Below are 23,693 nucleotides of genomic sequence, written 5' to 3' on the forward strand. Positions count from 1 at the left end.
AGGTCAGGCGCGAGCCCGTGCCGTCGTTAAATCAGCGACAGCCAGGCTTCTTTGATGACCTTGCCGTCAAACTTGAGGGCGGTCGTTTGAGTACTGGCGCTCATGGCGTAAAACAGCTCATCGTCATGGGCCAGCTGATTCATGCTTTCGATAAAGCGCGCTTTATCGTTCATCGCCACCAGGAATCCATCCTGCTGATGATTAACGATCTCCTGCGGCCCGGTCGGGCAGTCATACGCCACCACCGGCAGGGACCAGGATTTCGCTTCCAGCAGCACCAGCGGCAAGCCTTCATAGCGCGAGGTCATCAGCGCCATATCGCTGTCGCGATAGTAGTCGTTGATGTTGCTGACGCGGCCGACAAAATTGACGCTGTTGCTGATATTCAGGCGCGCCGCCTGGGCTATCAGCTGCTCTTTCAACTCACCGTCACCGGCAATCACCAGCTTCCAGTCCGGATTGGTCGCCACAAAGCCCTGCCAGACATCCAGCAGCAGATCGAAACCTTTCTGATGATCCAGGCGGCCGACGGCCAGCGCCTGGTAGTGGCGCTGAGTGCGGTGATGATTTTTGTACACCACAGGATTGGGGATGGTTTTGCTGGCGATATTCCAGCCGTTGAACACCTGATGGTCTTTATCCGTCAGCACAATTACGCGGTCGTAATAGCGCAGCATCAGGTACTTGAGGAGTTTGATCGGTTTACTGAAGGAGTTAATCGCCACGTGCTCGCAGGCGTACACTTTGGCCGTTTTCTTTTTCAGCGTCATCATGCTGTACAGGGCAAACATCACGCTGAGGCGCCCCATGCTGATCAGAAACACTGCGTCAAACTGCTCCTGATGAATACGTTTCACCACGCTTTTCAGCGGCTGCTTTTCACCGGCAAAACTGACAATTTGCTGCACATGCTCAAAGGGATAGAACGGCTGACCCGAGCCTTCCAGCGAATAGACGGTAACCTCATGCTGCGGGCCTAAACACTCCGACATAAAGTTACAGATATTCTCGGTTCCGGCATAGGAATAGGCATCTTTGATAACCAGCACGATTTTTTTCATGATTAAAACCACCTCAAAAACATCAAATATTAACGGTGCTTCAAAGTAAACAACACGCCATTAACCATGTACCAGACATAGTAGTAATAGACTTTCAGCGGGTTATTTTTAAAAATGAACTTCAACAGGTCGAGATGCCATTTGGCCGCTTTATTTTTATTGCGCGACAGCGAGTCACCCATCTCGTAATAGGTCACCAGATTTTTATCGATCACCCGCGCCTGCTTATATTGTTCAAACAGCTCGTACAGGAACAGGAAGTCTTCGTGGCCCTTTTTCTTAAACAGCACCGTTTTCGCCGGGCGGCGATAGCAGACGGAAGAGAAGCAGATACGGAACTGCTTTTTCACGAAGCTATCCTGCATCAGATAGGGTTTACCGTAGCGCACGTCATAGGATTTGGTGCGCGAACGGTAGCTGTAATCGCTGATCACCAGATCGTCGCCGGAGGCCAGCGCGCGCGTTTGCAGCATCAGCTTGTCACTGAACCACTCATCATCACTGTCGAGGAAAGCAATAAACGGTTCGCGCGCCGCTTTCAGGCCGACATTGCGGGTTTCCGCCGCGCCGAGGTTGACCTCATTACTGAGGATCGTGATGCGCTCGTCGGTGCAGTGCTGGCGCACGAACTCCAGTGAATCATCGGTAGATTTATCGTTAATCAGGTAGATCCGCCAGTCAGTATAGGTCTGATCAATCACCGACTGCACCGCCCGCAAAATGGTCGCGCGCGCGTTGTACATGGGGATAATAATCCCGACCGTGCCGATTTGATTATTCATCTGATACCCTGAATCTGAGGTTTATAAATTATTAAATTTTCAGGGCCGGGTATGCCCGGCCGCGACGTTAATTAAAACAATCTGAATATTGGCGCGATGCTGTAACCGTTAATCGACTGCACCGACAGGATGGTGTTGTAAGCCAGGTAATAAGACGTCATGGCAAACAGCAGCCCAAAGTTCAGCAGCACGTTACGGATGCGCATCATCAGGAAGGCCAGCAGCAACGGCTCGCAGTGCAGGAACAGGTTACCCACGCGCCCACCCAGGATTGAGAAGTCTGAGAAGACAATACGCACCGCCGCACCCGCCGAATAGGCGATAAACAGAATATAGGCGATGCGATCTTCTTCTTTAATCGGCTGGCGGAAGTAGACCACGGTGAAGAAGGCAATAAAGGCGATGTTTTTCAGGTTCGCCAGGCCAAACACCGGCGAGGCAGCATCAAACACCGTACCGCTATAGCCCATGGCGCGGTCGCCGATCACCGGCACAATACCCAGCGAGTCAAGGAACAGCTTTTTACCGCCGACCAGGCCTAATGGGATAGCGGCAAACACCATCGCCAGACCGAAGTACTTACGCTCTTTCAGGAACAGGAACGGCAGCACCATCAGCACCGCATAGCCAGTGGAGTGCGACTGAGTACTAAATGCCAGGAAGACAAACGCCATGAAGTACTTGCGCCCGGCCGCCGAACAGATACAGGCCACGGCGAAAGCACTCGACAGGCCGAAACGGATCTGGTTCATATCCTTGTTGATAAACAGGTGCGCTGAGTACAGGCACAGCGAACAGAGGATCAACGGCGAATACTTCTTATAAATCCAGGCGTTGGTCGATACGGCAATAAATGCGACAAACAGCAGGAAGTAGTAGCTTTCATGCGTGAACCAGCCCAGCACCCATGCCAGCAGCATAAACAGGTTTTCATAGCGGTAAATATCCGCCACGGTGGCGTAGCCACTGATAGTGGTCTGCCGCGAGAAATCGTGGAAGAAGCCAAGATACTGCCAGTCATCAATACCCGAATTTGGCCCCCTGAAACCGGCAAACATGATCAGCGCCACCGTACCAATAAAGAAGAAGTAGGTCAGCACGCGCTTCATTTTTGGTTCATTGGCCTGGTTAATCGATGCCAGTTCAAAAAAACAGAAAACGAGAATGGTGTAGCTAATTATCCAATATATTGCCATGTTCTAATCCGCCCGTTCTTTATAATTCTTATAGTGCTACTTCCCCCCTAAACGCGCCCTGAATTTATCTTTCAGACGATTAAGGAAGTAAGTGCGGTTATCTTTATTGGTTAAGAAAAAGTAGCGGGCAAAGCTGAGGCTGGCCTGGAATGACTTGCCATCCATCTTATAACGTAACGGCAGCTTGTACGCTTTATAGGTGTGGATATCACGGCGCGTCAGGTACGGCTTCATATTATCGAGCCAGAAGTAAGAGTACTTCACCGACTCACCCTTATGCTTGGAGCCAAACTTGGTCACCAGATGATAGTTCGCCAGCGGCTGCGCAATCATCACGAACTCATAGCCAAGACGATCGGCGCGGATGCAGAAATCGTAATCCTGATGGCGGATGTACTTCTGATCAAAGCGGATCTCCTGCGCATATTCGCGCTTCAGCACAATGGTGCTGGTCTGGATAAAGCCGTAGCAGCCAAACAGATATTCGGCCACGGTTTCAGTGCGCGACACCTGCTGTAGCGGCAGCACTTTCAGGAAGTGACCGTCCTGAATAATGTTAACCTGGCTATAGATAATAAACTTCTGCTTACCCTGCCCTTCCAGCTGCTGGATGAGCTTCAGGCTCTCCTGCAGCTTGTCCTTGTGCCATTCGTCATCGGCATCGAGGAAGCTGATATAGTCGCCGGTCGCCAGTTCGATGCCTTTATTGCGCGCGCCGGAGCCGTTGAGCTTCTCCTGCGACAGCACCAGGTTGATCTTCAGCTGCGCGTAACGCTCTGACTGCACCACCGCAGCCAGCTGTTCGGCATCGGCGGATTTATCATCAATGATGATCACTTCAAAATTCTGGTAACTCTGCGCTGCCACACAATCCAGGGTGGTCACGATAGATTCGGATGCATTATATGCAGGAATGACGATGGAAAATAAAATATCCTTCATTGTCAGGCACCTTTTAATCGTCCAAAACAACATTCTAAAAAATAAAGGAACCTTCAAAGAAGGTTCCTCAGGGTTTACTTAGCTTTTCGCATCCTGCTTGTAGCTGTAGTCGTAATAGTCATAGCCGTAACCATGAGAATTAGCGGCCTTACGCACTACGGCATTGAGGATCACCCCTTTAATATCGATACCATTCTGGGCGAAGCGCTTGTAGCTGAACTCGACCTCTTTCACGGTGTTGGTTTCGAAACGCGCCACCATCAGTGACGTCCCTGCCATCTTGCCGATGATGGAGGCATCGGTTACAGCCAGAATCGGTGGCGTATCGATCAGCACCAGATCGTAGTTCTTGCTGGCCCAGTCGAGCAGCTCGCTCATGCGGTTATGCATTAACAGTTCGGACGGATTCGGTGGCACCTGGCCGCGGGCGATAAAGTCAAAGCCGTACGGACCGTGCTGCACCAGTTCACTGCTGAGCGGTGTTTTACCGGACAGGATGTTCGACAAACCGCTTTTGGTTTCCGCACCCAGCAGGTCGTGGGTGTAACCCCGGCGCATATCACCATCGATGAACAGCACTTTCTGACCGGCCTGAGCCACCAGTGTCGCCAGGTTGGTACTGATAAAGGTTTTACCAATCCCCGGGCTGGCACCGGTAATCATCAGAATGTTGTTTTTCGCTTCCATCATCGCAAAGTGCAGGCTGGTACGCAGGCTGCGGATCGCTTCGATAGAGAGGTCGGTCGGGTTACCCAGCGCCAGCAGCGTGTTGTGCGGGTCAGCTTTGGCTTTCAGGCCGCGTTTGGCCAGCGCTTCAGCATCTTTCTTACGCTGCCAGTCGGAGAGCGGCACGCTGGCGTAAACGCTCAGGCCCAGCTCTTCCAGCTGCTCAGGGTTGTCGATACCGTGGTGGAACAGTGCCTTCAGCAGAATCACGCCTACAGAGACCACCAGGCCAACAATCAGGCTGGCGGCAATCAGCAGCAGTTTCTTCGGTGCCACAGGCGTACCGGCAGTTTCCGCATGGTCGATAATACGCACATCACCGACGGTGCTGGCTTTGCTGATGTTCAGCTCCTGCTGACGGTTCAGCAGCTGCATGTAGATCTCCTGCCCGGCCTGCACATCACGCGTCAGACGCACGATTTCCTGCTGGGTTTGCGGCATCTGGCTGATTTTGCCGTTCAGCTTTTTCTGCTGATCTTCCAGCGTCTGGCGTTTTTCCAGCAGCGCACGGTAGGTTGGGTGATCTTTCTTGAACAGCTGGGACACTTCTGCTTCACGGAAGGTCAGCTCGTTCAGCTGGCTCTGGATGCTGACGGAAGAGTCGAGCGCCGACTTGGCTTCCAGCGACATATCCACCGAGTCATTCTGGCGACGGTAGCTGTTGAGCTTATCTTCAGCCTGGTCCAGCTTAGCGCGCACTTCCGGCAGCTGGTGCTTAAGGAACTCGAGGCTCTTCTCGGCTTCTTCAGATTTACGCTCAACGTTCTGATACAGATAGTTGTTAATAATCTGGTTCAGGACCAGGCTGATCTGCTGCGGATCCTCACCGTTATAGGTCAGGCCCAGCACGCCGGTGTCTTTACCCATATCGGCCACGGTCAGGTTGCTGCTGACCAGTTTGATCGCCTGCAGGTCGCTGAGTTTGGTCACGGTGAAGCTGGTACCCTCATCCGCTTTAATGTCGCTGACCAGCATGGTGACATCGCCGTGCTGCTCGAACTGACCCACTTTACCTTTGAACAGCTCATCACCATCTTTACTGACGGTGTAGCTGTCCGGGCCATCAACTTCAACGGTCAGCTGACGCTTTTCCCACACCGCCGGCACTTTCATGCGCGAAATGGCGATCTGCGCCGGTTTGTTGCCCATCATGCGCGACAAACCTTTACCGATCAGCGGGAAGAAATCTTCCTGCACCAGCACGTCGAGGCCAAGGTCCTGAACCGTTTTGCCCAGCACCATACGCGAGGTAACGATTTCCACTTCGGTCGCTGAGGCCGGCTGTGAATTCGGCATCATCTGCGTTAAGTCATTCAATACGGTGTTGGCGTTTTTCGACTCCACCTGCACCATCGCATCGGCGCTATAAATCGGTGTTGCGAACAGGCTGTACAGCGTGCCCATCAGCATAAACAGCGCTGTGACAGCCACAATGATCCAGCGATGGTCAATAAGTTGTCCCACAAGGTGCGCCAGATCGAATCCGCTAGAATCGTCTTTAGGCGCTGACGGTGCCTTACTTTTTATTTTCATGGAGGTCCCAACTATCGGCTTAATGCGTTGACCCATTTCTGGGCAGCGTTTTCAAGGATTCCGTACACGGCTTCAAAGGCATCGCGGCTTTTCTTATACGGGTCCGCTATTTCCTGCTGATTGATCCAGTGTCCAAACAGCATAGTTTTGCCACGTACGGAGGGGTTGATGCGGCACACCTGGTCGACATGTTTTTTTTCCATCACCAGGATCAGGTCATAATCCCGGCACATGTTCGAGGTGAGCTGCTGTGCCGCATGACCTTCCAGCGACACACCATGCTCACCGGCCACGCTGCTGGCGGTTTCGTCAGCAGCGTGATCAACCAGAGCGCCCAGCCCTGCGGAAGCGATATTCTTCTCAGGCAGTGCGGTTTTCAGCAGCCGTTCCCCGGTCGGGGAGCGGCAGATGTTGCCTACACAAACGACTAAGATTGAATTAATCATAATGATCCCCGAGGGTTACCAGTTATGAAGCGTCTGCACGGTTCGTGTCGCATCGTAAACACCACTGATGGTTGGGACCAGCTGTGAAATCACGCGGTTCCAACGTGCCAGAGGCGTCGAGGTGACATAAACGATGTCATAAGGTTCTAGCTGGAACTCAGTTCCCATTACCATCGCGGCGGCATCTTTAGTATTAAGCTGATAGATGTTGGCGATTTTACTGCGGTTTTGTCCACGAATTGGACGGATAACGAAGACGCCCGTTGCATCTGCCACGGTCTGATCCATACCCTGTGCATTACCCAGCGCTTCCGACAGCGTCATACCGCTGCGGTCCATTTTCAGCGTGGCCTGCTGCTTGACTTCACCCATCACAAACACTTTGAGATCGTCATTACGCGGCACATAGAGAATGTCGCCCGGGTAGAGCAGGTGGTTTTGCGACAGGTCGCCATTCTGCATCAGCGCCTGCAGCGAGATCGGCTGCTCCTGGCCGTTGTGCGTCAGCACCACGTTGCGCCAGTCGGCGTTGGCAGTCAGACCGCCCGCGGCATTGATCGCATCCAGAATCGTCAACGGCACGTTAGTGATTGGCTGCTGGCCAGAGGTGGTCACTTCCCCGGTCACGTAAGTTTTTTGCGATTTGAACGAGGCGATGCTGACATCCACCTGCGGGCTTTCGATGTACTGCGCCAGACGGCGGGCAATCTCATCGCGCACTTCCTGCACGGTACGGCCGGCAACGCGCACGCGGCCGATGTACGGATAGAAGATGGTGCCGTCGGAATGTACCCAGTTACCGGTGTCGCTGGCGCTACGGTACTGACCGGCTGGCGTGGTCAGTTCCGGGTGATCCCGAGACGGTCACGGTCAGGACATCGCCCACACCAACGCGGTATTCATAGTTCTGCACCTCGCGCTGCAGACCGGCATTGGCCTGCGCCACAACGGGCTTCGGCTTCATGCGTTCTACCAGGCTTGGCGTCAGCGGGTAGACATTGACGTATTTATCAATATCGAAGTCGCTGTCCTGTTGCTTGACGACATCTTTCCCCATGGTGGAGAGATGACTGCCCGGCTCGATAGTACAGCCGGAAAGGAGTGCTGCCGATACCAGCAGGGGTATCAATTTAGTTTTGATTGTAATCATCTAGTTCATCGCTATCAGTAATTTGAATGATAGTGGCGAGACCGCCGCTGTGTAGCGTCTAAAAGTAGCTAATTGCTCAAATCAGGCACTGGTACTGTTGGTCATTATCTTTAGCCCCCTGGCTTCGTTTTAATAAGCCCCATCGCGTTTCAACACGACGCCGACGGTTTTAAATAAGATGGCGATATCGTTCCACAGTGACCAGTTCTTCACGTACCAGGAGTCGAAGTAAACACGGGTTTCATAGTCCACGTCGTTACGCCCACTCACCTGCCACAATCCAGTCATGCCTGGTTTAGCCATAAAGTAGTAATCAACATCCCCCGCATAACGCTCCAGTTCGGCTTCGATCACCGGACGTGGACCCACCAGGCTCATCTCACCGCGCACCACGTTCCACAGCTGCGGCAGTTCATCAAGGCTGGTTTTGCGGATGAAATGGCCAACGCGGGTAATGCGCGGGTCATTTTTCAGCTTAAAGTCTTTATCCCATTCTTCACGCGCTGCCGGATCGGTTCGCAGCACCTCCTCCAGAACCTCCTTGGAGTTCACTACCATTGAGCGGAACTTTAGACATTTGAATTTGCGGCCGTTAAGGCCCACGCGTTCGTGACCGTAGATAGGTGCCCCACCATCGCGGGAGACCATAAAGATCAGGACAGCCAATGCGGGCATCAGCATGGTGATAATGCTCAGCGCACCCACAATATCGAAGCTGCGTTTCAGGAAACGCGAAGTGCGCTTGGCGAGATTGTTATTTACGCGCAGGATCATCACTTCATGACTGAAGATATATGCCATATCCGTGCCATAAAGCGGAACGCCGCGTAAAGAAGGAATGACCGAAACAGAACGGCAGTTATGTTTAGCCAGATTTTTCAGCCACAGATCGCGTGACTGGCTCTGCTCATATTCCACGGCCACGATAAACTGCGTTTCGCTGTTTACCAGTGACCATAGCTGCTGCTCATCTTTGAGTACCGGAATACCAAACAGCTCCAGAGCGGGCTGGCTACCGTCAACATCAAAGAATGCCACCACGTCGAAGCCCATCACTTCTTCGCTTTGCAGCGCTTTATACGCCTCTTCCGCATTCTTACCGCTGCCAAGAATAATGGACTGTTTCTTCCATAACTTGTTGCGGTTAAGCACGCGTTTCACTATCGAGCGCCCAATTGGAATCATCACCATCGCCAGCAGCCAGGTTAATACCCAGATCCAGCGGGAGAGTTCCCATTTGGACAGTGCGCTAATTGACAGGTCAACAATGGAGAATACCAAAATTGTTCTGAAGACTTCTTTTAACTCAAACCAGAACGGTTTGCGGTATGTGTAATGGCGTAATCTCACCCAGAACCAGCCAACACAAACTACAGAAAGTAAAATATGTGTTGCTATTTTCAGGTTTAGATCGTGAGCCGGTATTTCTGACAGAATATCACCAGGCAAACTATTAATCAGCATAATGGCAATTGCCAGTGCCGCATTAAAACAGATGAGATCTGAAAGAGCCAATGACAGTTTTATTAACAACCCTTTAAAGGTAAATTCAATATCGCGCATAGTTAACTCGTAATTTTTATCTTAGGAAGCCTGTGTTTTATTGGTTTCAAACCTGGAGATGCGTGTCTTAGCAACACGGCGGTTATTTCACAGGAAACTTATTTAGGGAGTCTGGCAAAAAAGTCATTATAGCTGCATAGCGGCAAGAGATTTTGGCAATAAAATCAACATAAACGTTTACTGTCCGCGGCGCTTCCTGAACAGTCTCAAGACTCGTCAGGACACGCTACCGCCCCTGGCTTGTAGCTGCCAATGCGCTGTAAATGTTTCCGTATCATGTCGTCCACCCGTCATCTCTTACGGCAGGCCTTAGCGTTTACCAGCAAGTTGCGTGTCGAATCACGTAAATCAACATCCAACCGCTTAGCACTGCGCTAAATACAACATCCACGCAGACATTCAGTAACACGTTGCTATACTAGTTATAACTGGCCTGTTTACAAGAGGCTCCCTGCGCCCGTACCTTCTTTTCGGAATAAGACTACCTTACGACTGTGTCAGTACCACTCATAGCCCCACCCCTTACACAGTAAAATTCGGAATTAGCTTATATTGTAATTTAAGACTAATCCTGCTCGGTGCGTTATTACCCGTTAAGTATCACGCTTTAATCAGATAGGCCCTATACGATTATTCCTGAAAGCCATCAGATTAAGAATTTCGGAAGTAATGGGTTAATAACATAGCGTGATTGCTGTTTTTTTGTTCGCCAGCCTGCTAAGCAAAAGGCGCAGAAGTGCCGTTGCAGGTTGAAATGCCGGACAAAGCGTCCCATCATTGAAATATTGCAAATGCTGTTCAGGTGAAAACAATGTTCGAATGGATCGCCGACCCGTCAATATGGGCTGGCCTGGTCACGTTAGTGGTACTGGAACTGGTGCTGGGCATTGACAACCTGGTGTTCATTGCCATTCTGGCGGAAAAACTCCCCCCTGCCCTGCGCGATCGAGCGCGCGTAACCGGATTACTGTTGGCGCTGGTGATGCGCCTGCTGCTGCTGGCTTCAATTTCCTGGCTCTCTTCACTGACCGCACCATTATTCAGCGTGGGCGCGCACCCCTTTAGTGCACGCGATTTAATCATGCTGGTCGGCGGAATATTCCTGCTTTTTAAGGCCACCATGGAGTTGAATGAGCGGCTGGAAGGCAAGGATGAAGACGAGGGGCCGCAGAAGCGTGGCGCCCGTTTCTGGCCGGTGGTGGCGCAAATCGTGGTGCTGGATGCGGTATTCTCACTCGACTCGGTGATCACTGCCGTCGGAATGGTGGACCACCTGGCCGTGATGATGGCCGCGGTCATTATTGCTATCCTGCTGATGCTGCTGGCCAGTAAGCCGCTGACCCGCTTCGTTAACGGCCACCCCACGATTATTATTCTCTGCCTGAGCTTCCTGCTGATGATTGGCTTTAGCCTGGTGGCTGACGGCTTTGGCTACGCGATCCCAAAAGGCTATCTGTACGCGGCGATTGGCTTCTCGGTGATTATTGAAGCGCTTAACCAGCTGGCGCACTTTAACCGCCGACGTTTCCTGTCAGGCAATGCCCCGCTGCGCAAACGCACCGCAGAAGCCGTCCTGCGCCTGCTGCGCGGGCATCATGAAGAGTCAGAGCTGGATGCTGAGACCGCCTCGCTGGTGGCCGATAATCCGGGGCGTAAAGCGATCTTTAATAAGCAGGAGCGCATGATGATTGCACGCGTGCTGGCCATGGGCCAGCGTAGCGTCAGCAGCATCATGACCTCACGCCACGATATTGAGCATATTGATCTGGCCGAATCGCCGCAGCAGATTATGGCGTTGCTGGATAGTAACCAGCACACGCGATTAATTATTACCGAGGGCAATGATGACCCGCTCGGCGTGGTGCATGTCATTGACCTGCTGAAGCAGGCACTGCACGGCAACGATCTCGACCTGCGGGGGTTAATTCGCCAGCCGCTGGTGTTCCCGGAGCAGCTCTCCCTGCTGCCCGCGCTGGAGCAGTTTCGCCACGCGCGCACCCACTTTGCCTTTGTGGTCGACGAGTTTGGTTCGGTCGAGGGCGTGGTCACGCTGAGTGACGTCATGGAAACCATTGCCGGTAATCTGCCCAATGAGGGGGAGAAGACCGACCCGCGCTATGATATTGAGCAGCACAGTGACGGCAGCTGGATCGCCAACGGCCACATGCCGCTGGATGATTTAGCCATGCATCTGCCGCTGGAACTGGATGATAAGCGTGAGTACCACACCCTGGCGGGCCTGCTGATGGAACATTTGCAGCACGTGCCGCAGGAGGGAGAAGAGGTGGAGGTCGGCCAGTATCTGTTCCGTACCCTGCAGGTGGACAGCCACCGGGTGCAGAAAGTGCAGATTATCCCGTTAAATATCAATCCGTAATGCTAACTGTAGGGGCGGACCCTCTTTTTCGCTCCGCCCGGTGTAAATCATCAGCACGGGTCGACCCCGACAGGCTTCACACTCCCTGCAGAAAGTACATGCTGACTGTAGGGGCGGACCCTCTTTTTCGGTCCGCCCGGTGCATATCATCAGCGCGGGTCGACCGGAAAAAAGGGTCGCCCCCTACATCACATATCCTTGAGTAACTTTTTCGCATCGCTGTTTTTGTCACTGTCCGGGTTGCGGCCAATCCACTCTTTCAGGCGTTGGCGCGCTTCGTCACGCAGCTGCTGGCGCAGCACATCATCCACCTTCAGGTTGTAGTTAATCGCTGACCACGGACCGTAAATGCGCAGCGGCACCGGCGTCTGCTGCAGGCGTTTAACCAGCGTGTCGTCGCCGCTCCAGCCCGCCGTCACCGTGACGCCAAAGCGCACATCCAGCGCCCGCTTAACCAAATCAACGCTGCCCGCACCGGTATAGTTCAGCAGGTTCGAGCGGGCATCCAGCGTGCCGAAATCAATCACCCCATTGTTCAAGCTGGCGCTGCCGGTAATTGACTGCAGGTCCGGAATATTCTCATCGCCCTGGCCGTGCACTTTGCTGCTGCTATTTTCCACCGCACGCTGAATCAGCTGCTGGAAGTTCAGCCCGGCGAACTGGGCATTCTCCACACTGAGCTGGGCTTTGCCCCGCCACTGGCGTTTAAAGTCATCCACGCTCAGGCCGCTGCCGGTAAAATTGCCGTTGAGCGACAGAACGCCGCTGACGGTGTCCGGCATGGCGAAACTTTTCAGCAGCGGTGGCAGATTGATTTGATGCAGTTCAGGAGCCAGCGTCACGCGCGTCGTGGCGGTACGCACATCAACGGTCCCGGGCAGCGAGAAACTGCCGTTTTCAGACTGCCCTTTAAAGTTGTCCACCGTCAGCAGCCCGTCTTTACTCACGCCATGCACCGCAACCTTGCTGAACGGCATACCGCGCCAGCGCAGCTGATCCACCGCCAGCGTCAGTTCACCGTCCATCGCGTTCAACACCGAATCGGCATTATCAGATTCAGGAGTGCTGGAGATCACCGGCCCGCGCCCGCTGCGCTGATCTGACCCGCTGGTGCTGTCCTCGGCATCGGCGACAAATCCGAACAGCGAGTCAAGATTCAGGCTGGGCGAGTGCAGATCGGCCAACAGCTGTGGCCGCTGGCCGAGGGTGCCCGAAAGGGTACCGGCCAGCGTGCTGTCGTTGGCGCTGAGGCTGAAATCGCTCAGTTCGAAACGCTGAGCGGTTGCCGCCCAGCGCGCTTTCATCTGCCCTTTACCCTTGATGCCCTCCTGCGGCAGATCGGCCCCTTTCAGCTGGTAATCAAGCTGGTTAACCAGCGCGCTGAGATGCTTCGGGTAATCGGTGATATCGAGATCGGCATCAAAGTGCAGCTGCAGTTCACGCTGATCGCGGTTGATGCGGCTGCTGAATTCAATGTGTGCCTGGCGCGGCTGAGTTTGATCGAGCGACAGATTAAAATCGCGCACGTTAAGCTGCTCGCCGTTATTTTGCTGCCAGACCAGCAGGCTGTCGTTGATACGCAGGCGGGAGATATCAAAGCGCCAGCCGCGCGTCACCTCATCCACCGACAGCTCGCTGTTGTCGCTGGCCGGGCCAATCGGTGCATCTGCCGGGCGCTGGCTTTCGCTGTCCGGCGTCAGGCGCACCACCGCCCCTTTCAGCATCACCTGCTTAACGGAAAGCTGATGGGAGAGCAGCGGCAGTAAGTTGACGTCGAGACGCATATTGTCTGCGTGGACAATCGGCTGGGCCGCACCGGGTGCGGTCAGGGTGATCGGGCCGGAAAGAATGCTGAGCTGCGGCCAGACGTGCCAGCGCAGCTCACCGTTTAGCGCCAGCTGATAGCCGCTGCGCTGCTCGACCTGACGGATCATATAGGCGCGAAAATCATTCGGATTGACCAGCACCACTAACGCAGTCATTCCTGCCACCATCACCACCAGGAGGATGGCCAGTGTGGTTATCAATCTTTTCATGCCTACTCCTTAAACCCTTCATCGTTCAAATTGCAGGTGTATTGGCTGCCTTCCTGCAACCTGAAATCTCTTGGGCCTGACATCTGTCCGCTAGTCTTTATCTATCCGGCTGGCGTCGGCACCCTGCTGACCCTTGTACTTGGCATCCTGGCGGCTGTTATAAGGACGAGCAGCCGGCCCGGAAAGTGGCTCAAAACTGAGTGCGCCAATCAGCATCCCGGGGCGCAGCGCCAGCGGTAGCTTACCTGAATTATAGAACTCCAGCACGATGCGTCCCTGCCAGCCAGGGTCGATGCGGTGCGCCGTAACGTGCACCATCAGGCCGAGGCGCGCCAGCGAAGAGCGCCCGTCAAGCCAGCCGACTAAATCGTCAGGCAGCGTAACGGATTCAAACGTCACCGCCAGCGCCAGTTCGCCAGGATGAAGATAAAAAGCATCCCCTTCCGGCAGCACAATCTCGTCGCTCATCACGCGGTCAAGCGCTGCGCTGACTTCATCCTTAGGACCGCTTAAATCGATAAAGGGGGCCGTATGGCCGCGAAAGGTGCGGAACTGGTTGCCCAGACGCACATCAACGGTTGCGCCATTGATACGCTCAACCGGCGGGCGCGGCTCAATGCCCAGCTTGCCATTGTCGAGCCAGGCTTCTATATCGCGGTCACATAATCTCATTGCGCTACTCCAGCTGACGCTTCGATCATTCGAAGAACTGATTAATTTTTGCTTTCAGGATATCGATAGCAATGCGGTTTTTACCGCCGCGCGGCACGATGATATCGGCGTACTGTTTGGACGGTTCGATAAACTGCAGGAACATTGGACGCACTGTCTTCTGATACTGTGCCATAACCGAATCCATTGAGCGCCCGCGTTCGTTAACATCACGCTTCATGCGGCGCATCAGGCAGATATCCAGCGGCGTGTCGACGAAGATGGAGAAGTTCATCTCCTGGCGCAGGCGCGCATCGGTCAGCAGCAGAATGCCTTCAAGAATAATCACTTTCTTTGGCTTGAGAATAATCGTTTGCGAGGTGCGGGTATGCTCAACGTAGCTGTAGACCGGCAGTTCAATCTGCTGCCCCGCTTTCAGCATCTGCAGATGCTGCAGCAGGAGGCTGTGATCCATGGCGCTCGGGTGGTCGTAGTTGGTTTTGACCCGCTCTTCCATGGTTAAATGGCTTTGGTCTTTGTAATAGGCATCCTCTGGGATAACGCCGATGTTTTCATCACCTACCCGATCGCGCACTTCACGATACAGCGTACTGGCAATAAGACTTTTTCCCGAGGCAGATGCGCCCGCGATACCTACGATGACGCACTGGTGTGACTTGTCAGTCATATATTAAAGACCTGATTTTGAGACGATATTAAAAAGTATGAATACACCTGGATGGAACGCCGCAATTATAGGGAGTTAGCCGCTCTGATGCCAGAGAAAAGCGCCCTTGCTGTTTTCGGACTTTCCCGTTAGGCGACAAATGCTTTCACCGTTAAACTGGACAGCAGAAAAACAGCAAAAGGAAACAGCGTGTCCTGGCATCTCATTCATCTCCTGACTTACTTTGGCGACAGCATGTTGCTGATCCCGACCGCCGTCATTATGGCGCTGCTGCTGCACTGGAAAAGTGACGATAAGCGCACCGCGTGGTACTGGGTGCTGGCGTTTTGCGCGGCGGGTGCAGTGGTTAGTCTGTCTAAAATTGCCTTTCTCGGATTTGGCATCGGCAGCGCACGCTTTAATTTTACCGGATTCAGCGGCCACAGCGCGATGTCTGCCACCCTGTGGCCGGTGATGCTGTGGCTGCTGAGCGGCCGTCTTAGCAACGTCTGGCGCGGGCTGGCGCTGGTTGTCGGCTATCTGATCCCGCTGATGGTGGGGATTTCACGCCTGGTGCTTAACTACCACTCCACCAGCGAAGTCATCTGCGGTCTGATCCTCGGTTTCACCCTCAGCACCGCCTTCCTCGTCAGCCAGCGCCGCATCCGCCCGCACGGATTCTCCCCCGTCCAGCTGTGCATTGCCCTGCTGCTGCCGCTGTTGCTGATTGGTCATGGGCGCATCGCCACCACTCAGCAATTTTTACAGCGTCTGTCGGTGCAGATAGCCGGTATCGACCATGCCTGGACGCGCGAAGAGCTGCTGAAGCTTCGCCAGTAACAGGATTCTCTGGCCGCCCCGCGCGGCCACAATCGCCTGTCAATCGTCCGAATACAGGCATCTTTGTATTTCGCGCGCTGCATCGCTTATTTCTTATGCTAGCATGGCAAAAGTTATTAAGATTACGCCTATATCGGCGCCGTGCTGGATGTGTGATGACGACAGAAACTTTGCCCCGCCCCGAAACCTCTCCCCAACCCTGGCTTAACGCCGGGCTGCTGGGGGTATTGAGTTTTGTCGTCACGTTTTACTGCCTGGAACTGATTAAGGTCAGCGGGCAGATCTCTCCGCTCTGGTTCTCTACCGCCCTGATGACCATCGTGGTGTTCCGCAACCCACGCCGCACGCTGCCGCTGCTGTTACTCGGCTGCGTGCTGGGCGTTGCCTGCGCCAATGCGCTGGTGATTGGCCCGGCTCTGTCTAACCTTCTCTTCCCGCTGATCAACCTGATCCAGGCGCTGCTCGGCGGCGCTCTGCTGCGCCTGCTGCTCGATCGCCATGCGCCGCTTAGCTCGTTATTAAGCTGGAGTAAAATGTTGGTGGCCGTGGGGATTTTCACCCCGCTGGTCGGCGGGCTGCTGGCCAGCTGGCTGCTGGACATTCATGGTCATGCCTCGCTGCGCTTCTTTACGACCTGGGTCATGTCAGAAGTGGTCGGCATGCTGGCAATCGGACCGGTCGGCCTGCTGTGGCAGCGCGATTATGTGCGCCGCCACCTGCGTCAAAATGTGCTGTTTGAAGCCCTGCTGACGCTGACCGCCACGCTGGCGCTGTGTTGGGTCACGCTGCGCTATGCGCCCTGGCCATTTACCTTCGTCATCGTGATCCTGTTCTACAGCGCGGTGCGCCTGCCACGCCTTGAAGCTTTTGTGGTCTATCTCGCCACCGTGTCGATGATGTCGCTGATGCTGGTGTTCCAGCTGATACCCATCGACACCACCGCACGCCAGCTGCTCTCCATGCCCTGGGTCCCCTTCCTGCTGGCGCTGATCCCCAGCCATATGATGACGCTGGTGATGCACTCCTTCCGCGAAGAGCGCAAACACATCTCGGAGAGCGAAACGCGTTTCCGGCATGCGATGGAGTTTTCCGCCATCGGCATGGCGCTGGTCTCCCCTTCCGGCCAGTGGTTACAGGTCAATAATTCCCTGTGCAAACTGCTGGGGTACACCCCAAAAGAGCTGCTGTCGCTTAACTTCCAGCAGCTGACCCATCCGGACGATCTCAACGCTGACCTGACGCAGCTGCAGGCGCTGCTGACGGCAGAGATTGACAACTACAGCATGGAAAAACGCTATCTGCGCAAGGATGGCGAGATCGTCTGGACGCTGCTGGCGGTGTCGCTGGTGCGCGACAGTGAGCGCACTCCGCTGTATCTCATCGCACAGATCGAAGATATCACCGGCCTGAAGCAGACCGAAAAGGTCAACCAGCGCCTGATGGAACGCATCACGCTGGCGAATGAGGCGGGCGGGATTGGCGTCTGGGAGTGGGATTTTAATAGCGGCACCATGAGCTGGGATAAGCGCATGTTCCAGATCTATCAGTTGCCCAGTGCGATGCAGGCCAGTTACCTGACATGGGTAAACAGCCTGCACCCCGCCGACCGGGAGATGGCGATTAAAACCTTCGATAATGCTGCCAGAGATGGCACCCCGGCGGACGTTGAGTTCCGTATTGAAACCGCCACCGGCATCCGCTACATCCGCAGCCAGGGCAGCATCGTGCTGGATGAGAAAGGCAATGTCGAACGCATGCTGGGTATTAACCAGGATGTCACCGCTATGCGCCTGCTGACCGACGCGCTGTATCAGGAAAAAGAGCGGATGCACATCACGCTCGACGCCATCGGCGAAGCGGTGATCAGCACCGATGACGAGATGCGGGTGATCTTTATGAACCCGGTGGCCGAGAAGATGAGCGGCTGGCTGCAGCATCAGGCTTCCGGCAGGCCGCTAAGCGACATTCTGCGCATCACCTACGGCAGCCACGGCCCCCGGATAGAAAATCTGCTGCAGTGCGATGTGCCGCAGGAAAAAACGCCGGGCGACTTTGACGCTGGGCTGGTGCTGCACAACCGCGCCGGCGAACAGTATGCCGTTCACTACAGCCTGTCGCCGTTGAGCACGCTGGAAGGCGAGCAAATCGGCAGCGTGATGGTCATTCAGGACGTCAGCGAGTCGCGGGAGATGATGAAGCGCCTGAGCTACAGCGCCTCGCACGATATGCTGACGCGCCTGCCGAACCGGGTCAGCTTCGAGCGTCAGCTAAAACGCCTGATCGCCAGCGCCAGCGCCAGCGAGCATCAGGTGCAGCATGCGCTGGTGTTTATCGACCTCGACCGCTTTAAGGCGGTAAATGACACCGCAGGCCACGCGGCGGGCGATGCGCTGCTGGGCGAAATCTCCGGGGTGATGCAGCATCACCTGCGCGGCACGGATTTCCTTGCCCGCCTCGGCGGCGACGAATTCGGCGTGCTGCTGGCGGAGTGCAGCATGGAGAAAGCCAGTGAGGCGGTCGGCCGCATCGTTGATGCCGTTAACCAGCATCGCTTTCTTTGGGAGGGCCGCCTGCACCGCGTCGGGGCCAGCGCCGGGTTAACCGTGATTACCCGGGAGAATGCCAGCGCCAGCGAGCTGATGGCCCAGGCCGACCTCGCCTGCTATAACGCTAAGCATAACGGCCGGGGTCAGCTATCGGTGTATGAAAATCACCTGCACCAGCGCCTGAAGCCAGTGATGAGCCGCATTGAAAATGAGCAGATTATCACCCAGCAGCCGATGCGCCTGCAGATCCGCGCCGCCGCGCCGCCGCGCAAAATTCATGCGGTCAGCTTCTGGCTGGCGGAGATGCAGCTGTTTACCCCGGAAGGTTATGAGATTGATGAGGCCAGCTTCCGCGCTGGCTTACAGGATGGTGAGCTGTTCGTCGCGCTCGACCGCAAGCTGATGAGTGAGTTTTTCCAGCACTATGCGCAGGGAGTGATGAGCAAGTCGCTGACGCTGGCCCTGCCGCTTTCCGGCTTCGGGCTGCGTGAGGATGCCTTTATCAGTGACGCGCTGGCGATGATTGGGCGCTATAACGTTCCGAATAATCTGCTGTGGTTCACCATCAATGCCGATGTGCTCAGCCAGCCGGACGAGCGCCTGCATGCTAATATCGGCCGCCTGCGCGCTGCCGGCTGCCGCATCGTGCTGCGCGATTTTGGCCGCAATCTTGATGCCTTTAATCAGCTGCCCGCTGATGAGATTGATTACCTGATCCTCGCCCCGGAACTGGTCAGTAACGTCCACTGTAATCTGATGGACGAAATGATGGTGTCGATTATTCACGGTCACGCCCAGCGCCAGGGGATCCTGACGCTGGCCGGACCGGTCGACCTGCCCGCCGCGCTGAATACTCTGTCATCAATCGGTATTGATGCCGTGTGGGGCGATGCCATCGCCACACCCCAGCCATTATCTACGCTGCTGGTGAACAGCTATTTTGCGATTAAGTAGGGGCAGAACACCGCTGCGCAATCCGCTGACGAGCGCGAATATCGTTGTCATCCTCTTTCAGCAGCGCGCTGACGGAGAGCAGTCGGGAGCACGGCAGCCCCGCCTCGATCAGCATCGCCAGCGTTACCCCCTGCTCGTCGTAGCGTAAAATATCTGCCAGCTGCGCTGCTGGCAGCGTGGCACGCTGGCGCACCGCGCTGACCAGCACCTGCTGCAGCACCGTGGGGTTTTCATCGCGAAATCGCCAGTTCCCGCGCGCCTCATTCACCAGCGTATTCTCTACTTTCCCGTCAGCTGACGCGCGCTGAAAGCGATCCCACGCTATCAGGTTGCTCTCCAGTACGGCCTGACGGGTGGGTTGAGCGGCGTATTTAATCAGCCACTCCATCAAACTCAAACGGCGCCCCGCACCCTCCGTCAAGGTTTCTTCGAGCTGCGCCGGCTGCTGGTGCAGCGCATTCATCAGCGGCTGCGTTTGACCATTTAACGCCAGCAGCGCCAGCTGCCAGACCCCCTGCGGGGCGGGCAGCCACGCCAGTAAAAAGTTGGCACTTTCGGTGTAGCCGTTAAAGATGGCGGTGGTGAAATAAGATGGCGAAGAGCCACTGCGCGGATGGATCCAGTCCGGACGTGCCTTCAGTAACAGCGCCATGCTGCGGTAAAACTTTTTCCTTTCGGCATCGTGATAAGGCGGTTCGAGGCGCAGGTCGCGCAGCGGATCGTGATCGAAGGTGAGCGCCTGAATCTGCGCCGGAGTCATCAATCTTAAGAACAGATCAAGGGCGACCGGATTATGGTGTTCAATCGCATTACTGAACGGCGTAAAGCCAAACTCCTGCCGATCGAGGGGGGAGATCCCCTGACGAATAAAGTAGTGGTAGCTCTCAACCGGATAATCCTGCTCGACTGCACGGAAAAACAGCTCGCGCTGTTGCCCGCTCGGCAGGCGGTCGAGATCTGCCCATGCCTGCCGCTGCAGCAGACCCAGATTATGCTGCACCTGCTGCTGATGGCGCGCCCATTCCATGGCGCTCTGATGCTGTGGGTAGAACCAGAATGCCGCCGCCAGCAGGATAAACAGCGCCCAGCCGCTCACCAGAGCCTGGAGCCACGCCTGCGGTCGCCAGCGGCCAAACAGCAACGTCAGCAGCGCGCAGAACAGCACCAGCCAGGCCATCATCGGCAGCGCCAGCCCGACAGCATTCAGGCCCTGCCACAGCATCACCGCGGCAATCAGGCACTGCGGCAAGAGCAGCAAGAGAAGGAGCCGCCGCGACGCAGGCTGCTGCCATTTGACGGCCAGAACCAGTGCGCCGATAGCCAGCAACAGCGGCCCCAGCATGATAATCAGCAACAGCAGCGCCACTGACAGCGTTAAGTGCACAATATGCCCCCTGCAAAATAATAAAGAACGATTCCGTTCAGCGCTGCCGATTCTATATGCAGGCGGTTGATATTTGAAAGCCGCGATATTCAAAGCGGGATTTGCCGCTTGCGCCGCCCCCGCACACAGGCTAAAGTCGCCCCCTTTTTTCACACTCAGCGGAGGAAACGATGTTTATCGGTTTCGACTACGGTACGGCAAACTGCTCGGTTGCCATCATGGAAAACGGCGCACCAAAGCTGCTGCCGTTAGAGCAGGGCTCGCCTTATTTACCTTCAATGCTGTGTGCGCCGACCCGCGATGCCGTCAGTGAATGGCTGTTCCGTCACCACCAGGTGCCGACTCCGCAGGCGGAAAACCAGGCGCTGCTGCGCCGTGCCCTCGCCTTTAACCGTGAGGAAGATATCGAAGTGCTGCCGGGCAGCGTGAAATTCGGGCTGGCGTCGCTGGCGCAATATATGGATGACCCGGAGGAGGTGTGGTTTGTTAAATCACCAAAATCCTTCCTCGGTGCCAGCGGCCTGAAACCTCAGCAGGTGGCCTTCTTTGAGGACCTGGTGTGCGCGATGATGCTGCAAATTCGCCTCTCTGCGCAAAGCGCGCTGAATGACAGCGTGACGCAGGCCGTGATTGGCCGCCCGGTCAACTTCCAGGGGTTGGGCGGCGATGATGCCAACCAGCAGGCTGAAGGTATTCTGGCACGCGCTGCCAGCCGCGCCGGGTTTAGCGATGTGGTATTCCAGTTTGAACCGGTCGCTGCCGGGCTGGATTTTGAAGCCACGCTGAGCAAAGAGACGCGCGTGCTGGTGGTGGATATCGGCGGGGGAACCACCGACTGCTCGATGCTGCTGATGGGGCCGCAGTGGCATGATAAAGCCGACCGTAAGCAGAGCCTGCTGGGCCACAGCGGCTGCCGCGTTGGCGGAAACGATCTCGACATTATGCTGGCGTTTAAAGAGCTGATGCCGCTGCTGGGCCTTGGTGGGGAAACCGTGAAGGGCACCGGCCTGCCCGCGCTGCCGTGGTGGAATGCCGTGGCGATTAACGACGTTCCGGCGCAGAGTGATTTTTACGCCGCAGCTTCGCGCAAGCTGCTGCAGGACCTGATCCGCGACGCGGCCGAGCCGCAAAAGGTGCAGCGTCTGCTGAAAGTGTGGCAACAGCATCTAGGCTATCGCCTGGTGCGCGCGGCGGAAGAGAGCAAAATTGCCCTGTCGCAGCAGAGCGAGGTGCTGACCGCGCTGGACTTTATCGAGAGCGGGCTGGAAACCGGGATTAGCGTGGCGGGATTAGAGACGGCTATCAGCCAGCCGTTAGAGCGGATCCAGGAGCAGGTGACGCTGGCGTTAAATACCAGCGGCACCCGTCCTGACGTCATTTATCTCACCGGCGGCAGCGCCAAATCCCCGGTACTGCGTGCCGCACTGCAACAGCAATTGCCGGATATCCCGCTGGCCAGCGGCGATGATTTCGGCTCGGTCACCGCCGGGCTGGCACGCTGGGCGCAGGTGATGTTCCGCTGATTTGGTTGCGGGCGTGCTGGCCCACCTGTAGGGGCCGATCATCTTTTTCGATCGGCCCTTTCACTCGTGCGGTGCGGGCGGGCTGGCTGACCGGAAAAGAGGGTCAGCCACTACGAATCCCTCGTACCGTTGATTTATTGGGTTTACGCTGCACGGACGGGCTGACCGGAAAAGAGGGTCAGCCACTACGGTAGGACCCACACATCAATAGCTGCTCACTTCCGACAGCAGGCGCAAATCGTCATCCTTCAGCTTCAGCACCGCCGCTTTGCTTAGCTCTTCAACCTGTGCCAGGGATGTTGCGCTGACGATCGGGGCGGTGATGCTCGGGCGGGCAATCTGCCATGCCAGTGCCACCTGCGTCGGCGTAGCGCGATGTTTCTCCGCCACCTCTACCAGTGCTTTGACAATCTTCAGCCCGCGATCGTTAAGATACTTCTCGACCACGCCCTGCCCGCGCGCGCTTTTCGCGGCGTCCTCTTTACTCAGGTATTTCCCGCTGAGGAAACCGCTGGCCAGCGAGTAGTAGTTAATCACCCCCAGCCCGTGATCTTTCGCGACTTTCTCCAGCCCGCTCTCATAGCCTTCACGGTCGTAAAGGTTATATTCCGGCTGCAGAGTTTCGTAGCGCGCCAGGCCATTGTCGCTGCTGACTTTCAGCGCCTCCTCAAGACGTTCATCGGAGTAGTTAGAGGCACCAATCACCCGCACCTTGCCCTCTTTAATCAACGCATCAAACGCCGCCAGCGTCTCCTGCAACGGCGTATCGGCATCGTCACGGTGCGCCTGATAGAGGTCGATATAGTCGGTTTGCAGGCGCTTGAGCGATGCCTCAACCGCCTGACGAATATAGTGCGGCGCGAGGCCGGTTTTGCCATCACCGAGGTCCATGCCAACCTTGGTGGCGAGAATAATTTTGTCGCGCTTGCCGCTCTGCTTCAGCCAGTTACCAATAATCACCTCTGACTCGCCGCCCTTGTTGCCCGGCGCCCAGCGTGAATAGACATCGGCGGTATCAATAAAATTGAGTCCCTTTTCCACCAGCGCGTCGAGCAGCGAAAACGAGGTCTTTTCGTCGACGGTCCAGCCAAATACGTTGCCACCAAACGTCAGCACCGGAACCTGAAGCTTGCTGCGGCCCAGCTGGCGATGTTCTAAATTACTCATGATCATTCTCCTGATATGAAGGATGCAACAGCCTGTAAGCTTAGCAAACTAAGCTTTTCGCGCTGCGCTAATTTGTGGCAAAAGATTTGCGTATTCGGCCCGATGAACGCGGGACAGAACAAAACTAACCCGTTATCCTTATTTCCTTC

The 23,693-nt window shown here is 55.6% G+C and carries 16 protein-coding genes and 1 pseudogene; 4 read left to right on the forward strand and 13 right to left on the reverse strand.

Annotated features, from left to right (window positions below):
* Positions 1-26: 26 nt before the first annotated feature.
* The 8 genes and pseudogenes from ACLI4M_RS01460 to wbaP form a co-directional block, all read right to left on the reverse strand.
* A complete protein-coding gene (locus ACLI4M_RS01460; protein WP_048915579.1) occupies positions 27-1,061 on the reverse strand; it encodes a glycosyltransferase in 1,035 nt (344 codons plus the stop codon).
* A 29-nt stretch (positions 1,062-1,090) separates the two neighbouring features.
* The gene (locus tag ACLI4M_RS01465) at positions 1,091-1,843 is read right to left on the reverse strand and encodes a glycosyltransferase family 2 protein (RefSeq protein WP_048915578.1); all 753 of its coding nucleotides are present in this window, start codon (positions 1,841-1,843) and stop codon (positions 1,091-1,093) included.
* A gap of 71 nt (positions 1,844-1,914) precedes the next feature.
* Positions 1,915-3,039 carry an EpsG family protein gene (locus tag ACLI4M_RS01470; RefSeq protein ID WP_048915577.1) on the reverse strand — a complete coding sequence of 375 codons (1,125 nt, stop codon included), beginning with the start codon at positions 3,037-3,039 and terminating at the stop codon, positions 1,915-1,917.
* Positions 3,040-3,075: 36 nt separating this feature from the next.
* Positions 3,076-3,981, reverse strand: coding sequence for a glycosyltransferase family 2 protein (locus tag ACLI4M_RS01475; protein ID WP_133623292.1), 906 nt, complete (start codon positions 3,979-3,981; stop codon positions 3,076-3,078).
* A 78-nt stretch (positions 3,982-4,059) separates the two neighbouring features.
* Complete coding sequence (wzc, locus tag ACLI4M_RS01480) at positions 4,060-6,240, reverse strand: tyrosine-protein kinase Wzc (RefSeq protein ID WP_099754596.1); 2,181 nt, start codon at positions 6,238-6,240, stop codon at positions 4,060-4,062.
* Positions 6,241-6,251: 11 nt separating this feature from the next.
* Positions 6,252-6,686, reverse strand: a complete 435-nt coding sequence (locus ACLI4M_RS01485) for a protein tyrosine phosphatase (protein ID WP_133623291.1) — start codon at positions 6,684-6,686, stop codon at positions 6,252-6,254.
* A 15-nt stretch (positions 6,687-6,701) separates the two neighbouring features.
* Positions 6,702-7,836: pseudogene (locus ACLI4M_RS01490) on the reverse strand (polysaccharide export protein).
* Positions 7,837-7,965: 129 nt separating this feature from the next.
* On the reverse strand, positions 7,966-9,399 hold the full coding sequence (gene wbaP, locus ACLI4M_RS01495) for an undecaprenyl-phosphate galactose phosphotransferase WbaP (protein WP_133623290.1): 1,434 nt from the start codon (positions 9,397-9,399) through the stop codon (positions 7,966-7,968).
* Between the two features lie 811 nt (positions 9,400-10,210).
* Here wbaP and ACLI4M_RS01500 point away from each other — a divergent pair.
* Complete coding sequence (locus tag ACLI4M_RS01500; RefSeq protein WP_133623289.1) at positions 10,211-11,776, forward strand: TerC family protein; 1,566 nt, start codon at positions 10,211-10,213, stop codon at positions 11,774-11,776.
* A 188-nt stretch (positions 11,777-11,964) separates the two neighbouring features.
* Here ACLI4M_RS01500 and asmA read toward each other — a convergent pair whose 3' ends face one another.
* From asmA to udk, 3 genes are all read right to left on the reverse strand, one after another.
* A complete protein-coding gene (gene asmA, locus ACLI4M_RS01505) occupies positions 11,965-13,812 on the reverse strand; it encodes an outer membrane assembly protein AsmA (RefSeq protein WP_133623288.1) in 1,848 nt (615 codons plus the stop codon).
* Positions 13,813-13,902: 90 nt separating this feature from the next.
* The gene (gene dcd / locus ACLI4M_RS01510) at positions 13,903-14,484 is read right to left on the reverse strand and encodes a dCTP deaminase (RefSeq protein ID WP_048915569.1); all 582 of its coding nucleotides are present in this window, start codon (positions 14,482-14,484) and stop codon (positions 13,903-13,905) included.
* Positions 14,485-14,509: 25 nt separating this feature from the next.
* The gene (gene udk / locus ACLI4M_RS01515) at positions 14,510-15,151 is read right to left on the reverse strand and encodes a uridine kinase (RefSeq protein ID WP_048915568.1); all 642 of its coding nucleotides are present in this window, start codon (positions 15,149-15,151) and stop codon (positions 14,510-14,512) included.
* 189 nt (positions 15,152-15,340) lie between these two features.
* Between udk and ACLI4M_RS01520 the strand changes: the two genes are divergently transcribed.
* The gene (locus ACLI4M_RS01520) at positions 15,341-15,970 is read left to right on the forward strand and encodes a phosphatase PAP2 family protein (RefSeq protein ID WP_413449772.1); all 630 of its coding nucleotides are present in this window, start codon (positions 15,341-15,343) and stop codon (positions 15,968-15,970) included.
* A 155-nt stretch (positions 15,971-16,125) separates the two neighbouring features.
* The gene (locus ACLI4M_RS01525) at positions 16,126-19,470 is read left to right on the forward strand and encodes a diguanylate cyclase (protein WP_133623287.1); all 3,345 of its coding nucleotides are present in this window, start codon (positions 16,126-16,128) and stop codon (positions 19,468-19,470) included.
* On the opposite strand, the gene ACLI4M_RS01530 is transcribed toward ACLI4M_RS01525, so the two are convergent.
* Entirely contained in the window at positions 19,463-20,854 is a 1,392-nt protein-coding gene (locus ACLI4M_RS01530; RefSeq protein ID WP_133623286.1) for a hypothetical protein, read from the reverse strand. The genes ACLI4M_RS01525 and ACLI4M_RS01530 overlap by 8 nt on opposite strands.
* Before the next feature lie 170 nt (positions 20,855-21,024).
* Here ACLI4M_RS01530 and yegD point away from each other — a divergent pair, with 170 nt between their 5' ends.
* Complete coding sequence (yegD, locus tag ACLI4M_RS01535) at positions 21,025-22,377, forward strand: molecular chaperone (protein WP_133623285.1); 1,353 nt, start codon at positions 21,025-21,027, stop codon at positions 22,375-22,377.
* Positions 22,378-22,581: 204 nt separating this feature from the next.
* Here the strand turns inward: yegD and ACLI4M_RS01540 are convergent, their stop codons facing one another.
* Positions 22,582-23,544, reverse strand: coding sequence for an aldo/keto reductase (locus ACLI4M_RS01540; protein WP_099755259.1), 963 nt, complete (start codon positions 23,542-23,544; stop codon positions 22,582-22,584).
* Between the last annotated feature and the right edge of the window lie 149 nt (positions 23,545-23,693).

This window comes from Erwinia sp. LJJL01 (genome assembly GCF_047300805.2).
GTDB classification, from domain to species: Bacteria; Pseudomonadota; Gammaproteobacteria; order Enterobacterales; family Enterobacteriaceae; genus Erwinia; species Erwinia aphidicola.

Coding starts and splice junctions, on each gene's coding strand:
- dcd (WP_048915569.1), bottom strand. CDS start 14,484: ATGAGATTATGTGACCGCGATATAGAAGCCTGGCTCGACAATGGCAAG.
- ACLI4M_RS01460 (WP_048915579.1), bottom strand. CDS start 1,061: ATGAAAAAAATCGTGCTGGTTATCAAAGATGCCTATTCCTATGCCGGA.
- ACLI4M_RS01500 (WP_133623289.1), top strand. CDS start 10,211: ATGTTCGAATGGATCGCCGACCCGTCAATATGGGCTGGCCTGGTCACG.
- wzc (WP_099754596.1), bottom strand. CDS start 6,240: ATGAAAATAAAAAGTAAGGCACCGTCAGCGCCTAAAGACGATTCTAGC.
- ACLI4M_RS01470 (WP_048915577.1), bottom strand. CDS start 3,039: ATGGCAATATATTGGATAATTAGCTACACCATTCTCGTTTTCTGTTTT.
- ACLI4M_RS01540 (WP_099755259.1), bottom strand. CDS start 23,544: ATGAGTAATTTAGAACATCGCCAGCTGGGCCGCAGCAAGCTTCAGGTT.
- ACLI4M_RS01465 (WP_048915578.1), bottom strand. CDS start 1,843: ATGAATAATCAAATCGGCACGGTCGGGATTATTATCCCCATGTACAAC.
- ACLI4M_RS01475 (WP_133623292.1), bottom strand. CDS start 3,981: ATGAAGGATATTTTATTTTCCATCGTCATTCCTGCATATAATGCATCC.
- asmA (WP_133623288.1), bottom strand. CDS start 13,812: ATGAAAAGATTGATAACCACACTGGCCATCCTCCTGGTGGTGATGGTG.
- ACLI4M_RS01525 (WP_133623287.1), top strand. CDS start 16,126: ATGACGACAGAAACTTTGCCCCGCCCCGAAACCTCTCCCCAACCCTGG.
- ACLI4M_RS01485 (WP_133623291.1), bottom strand. CDS start 6,686: ATGATTAATTCAATCTTAGTCGTTTGTGTAGGCAACATCTGCCGCTCC.
- wbaP (WP_133623290.1), bottom strand. CDS start 9,399: ATGCGCGATATTGAATTTACCTTTAAAGGGTTGTTAATAAAACTGTCA.
- udk (WP_048915568.1), bottom strand. CDS start 15,151: ATGACTGACAAGTCACACCAGTGCGTCATCGTAGGTATCGCGGGCGCA.
- yegD (WP_133623285.1), top strand. CDS start 21,025: ATGTTTATCGGTTTCGACTACGGTACGGCAAACTGCTCGGTTGCCATC.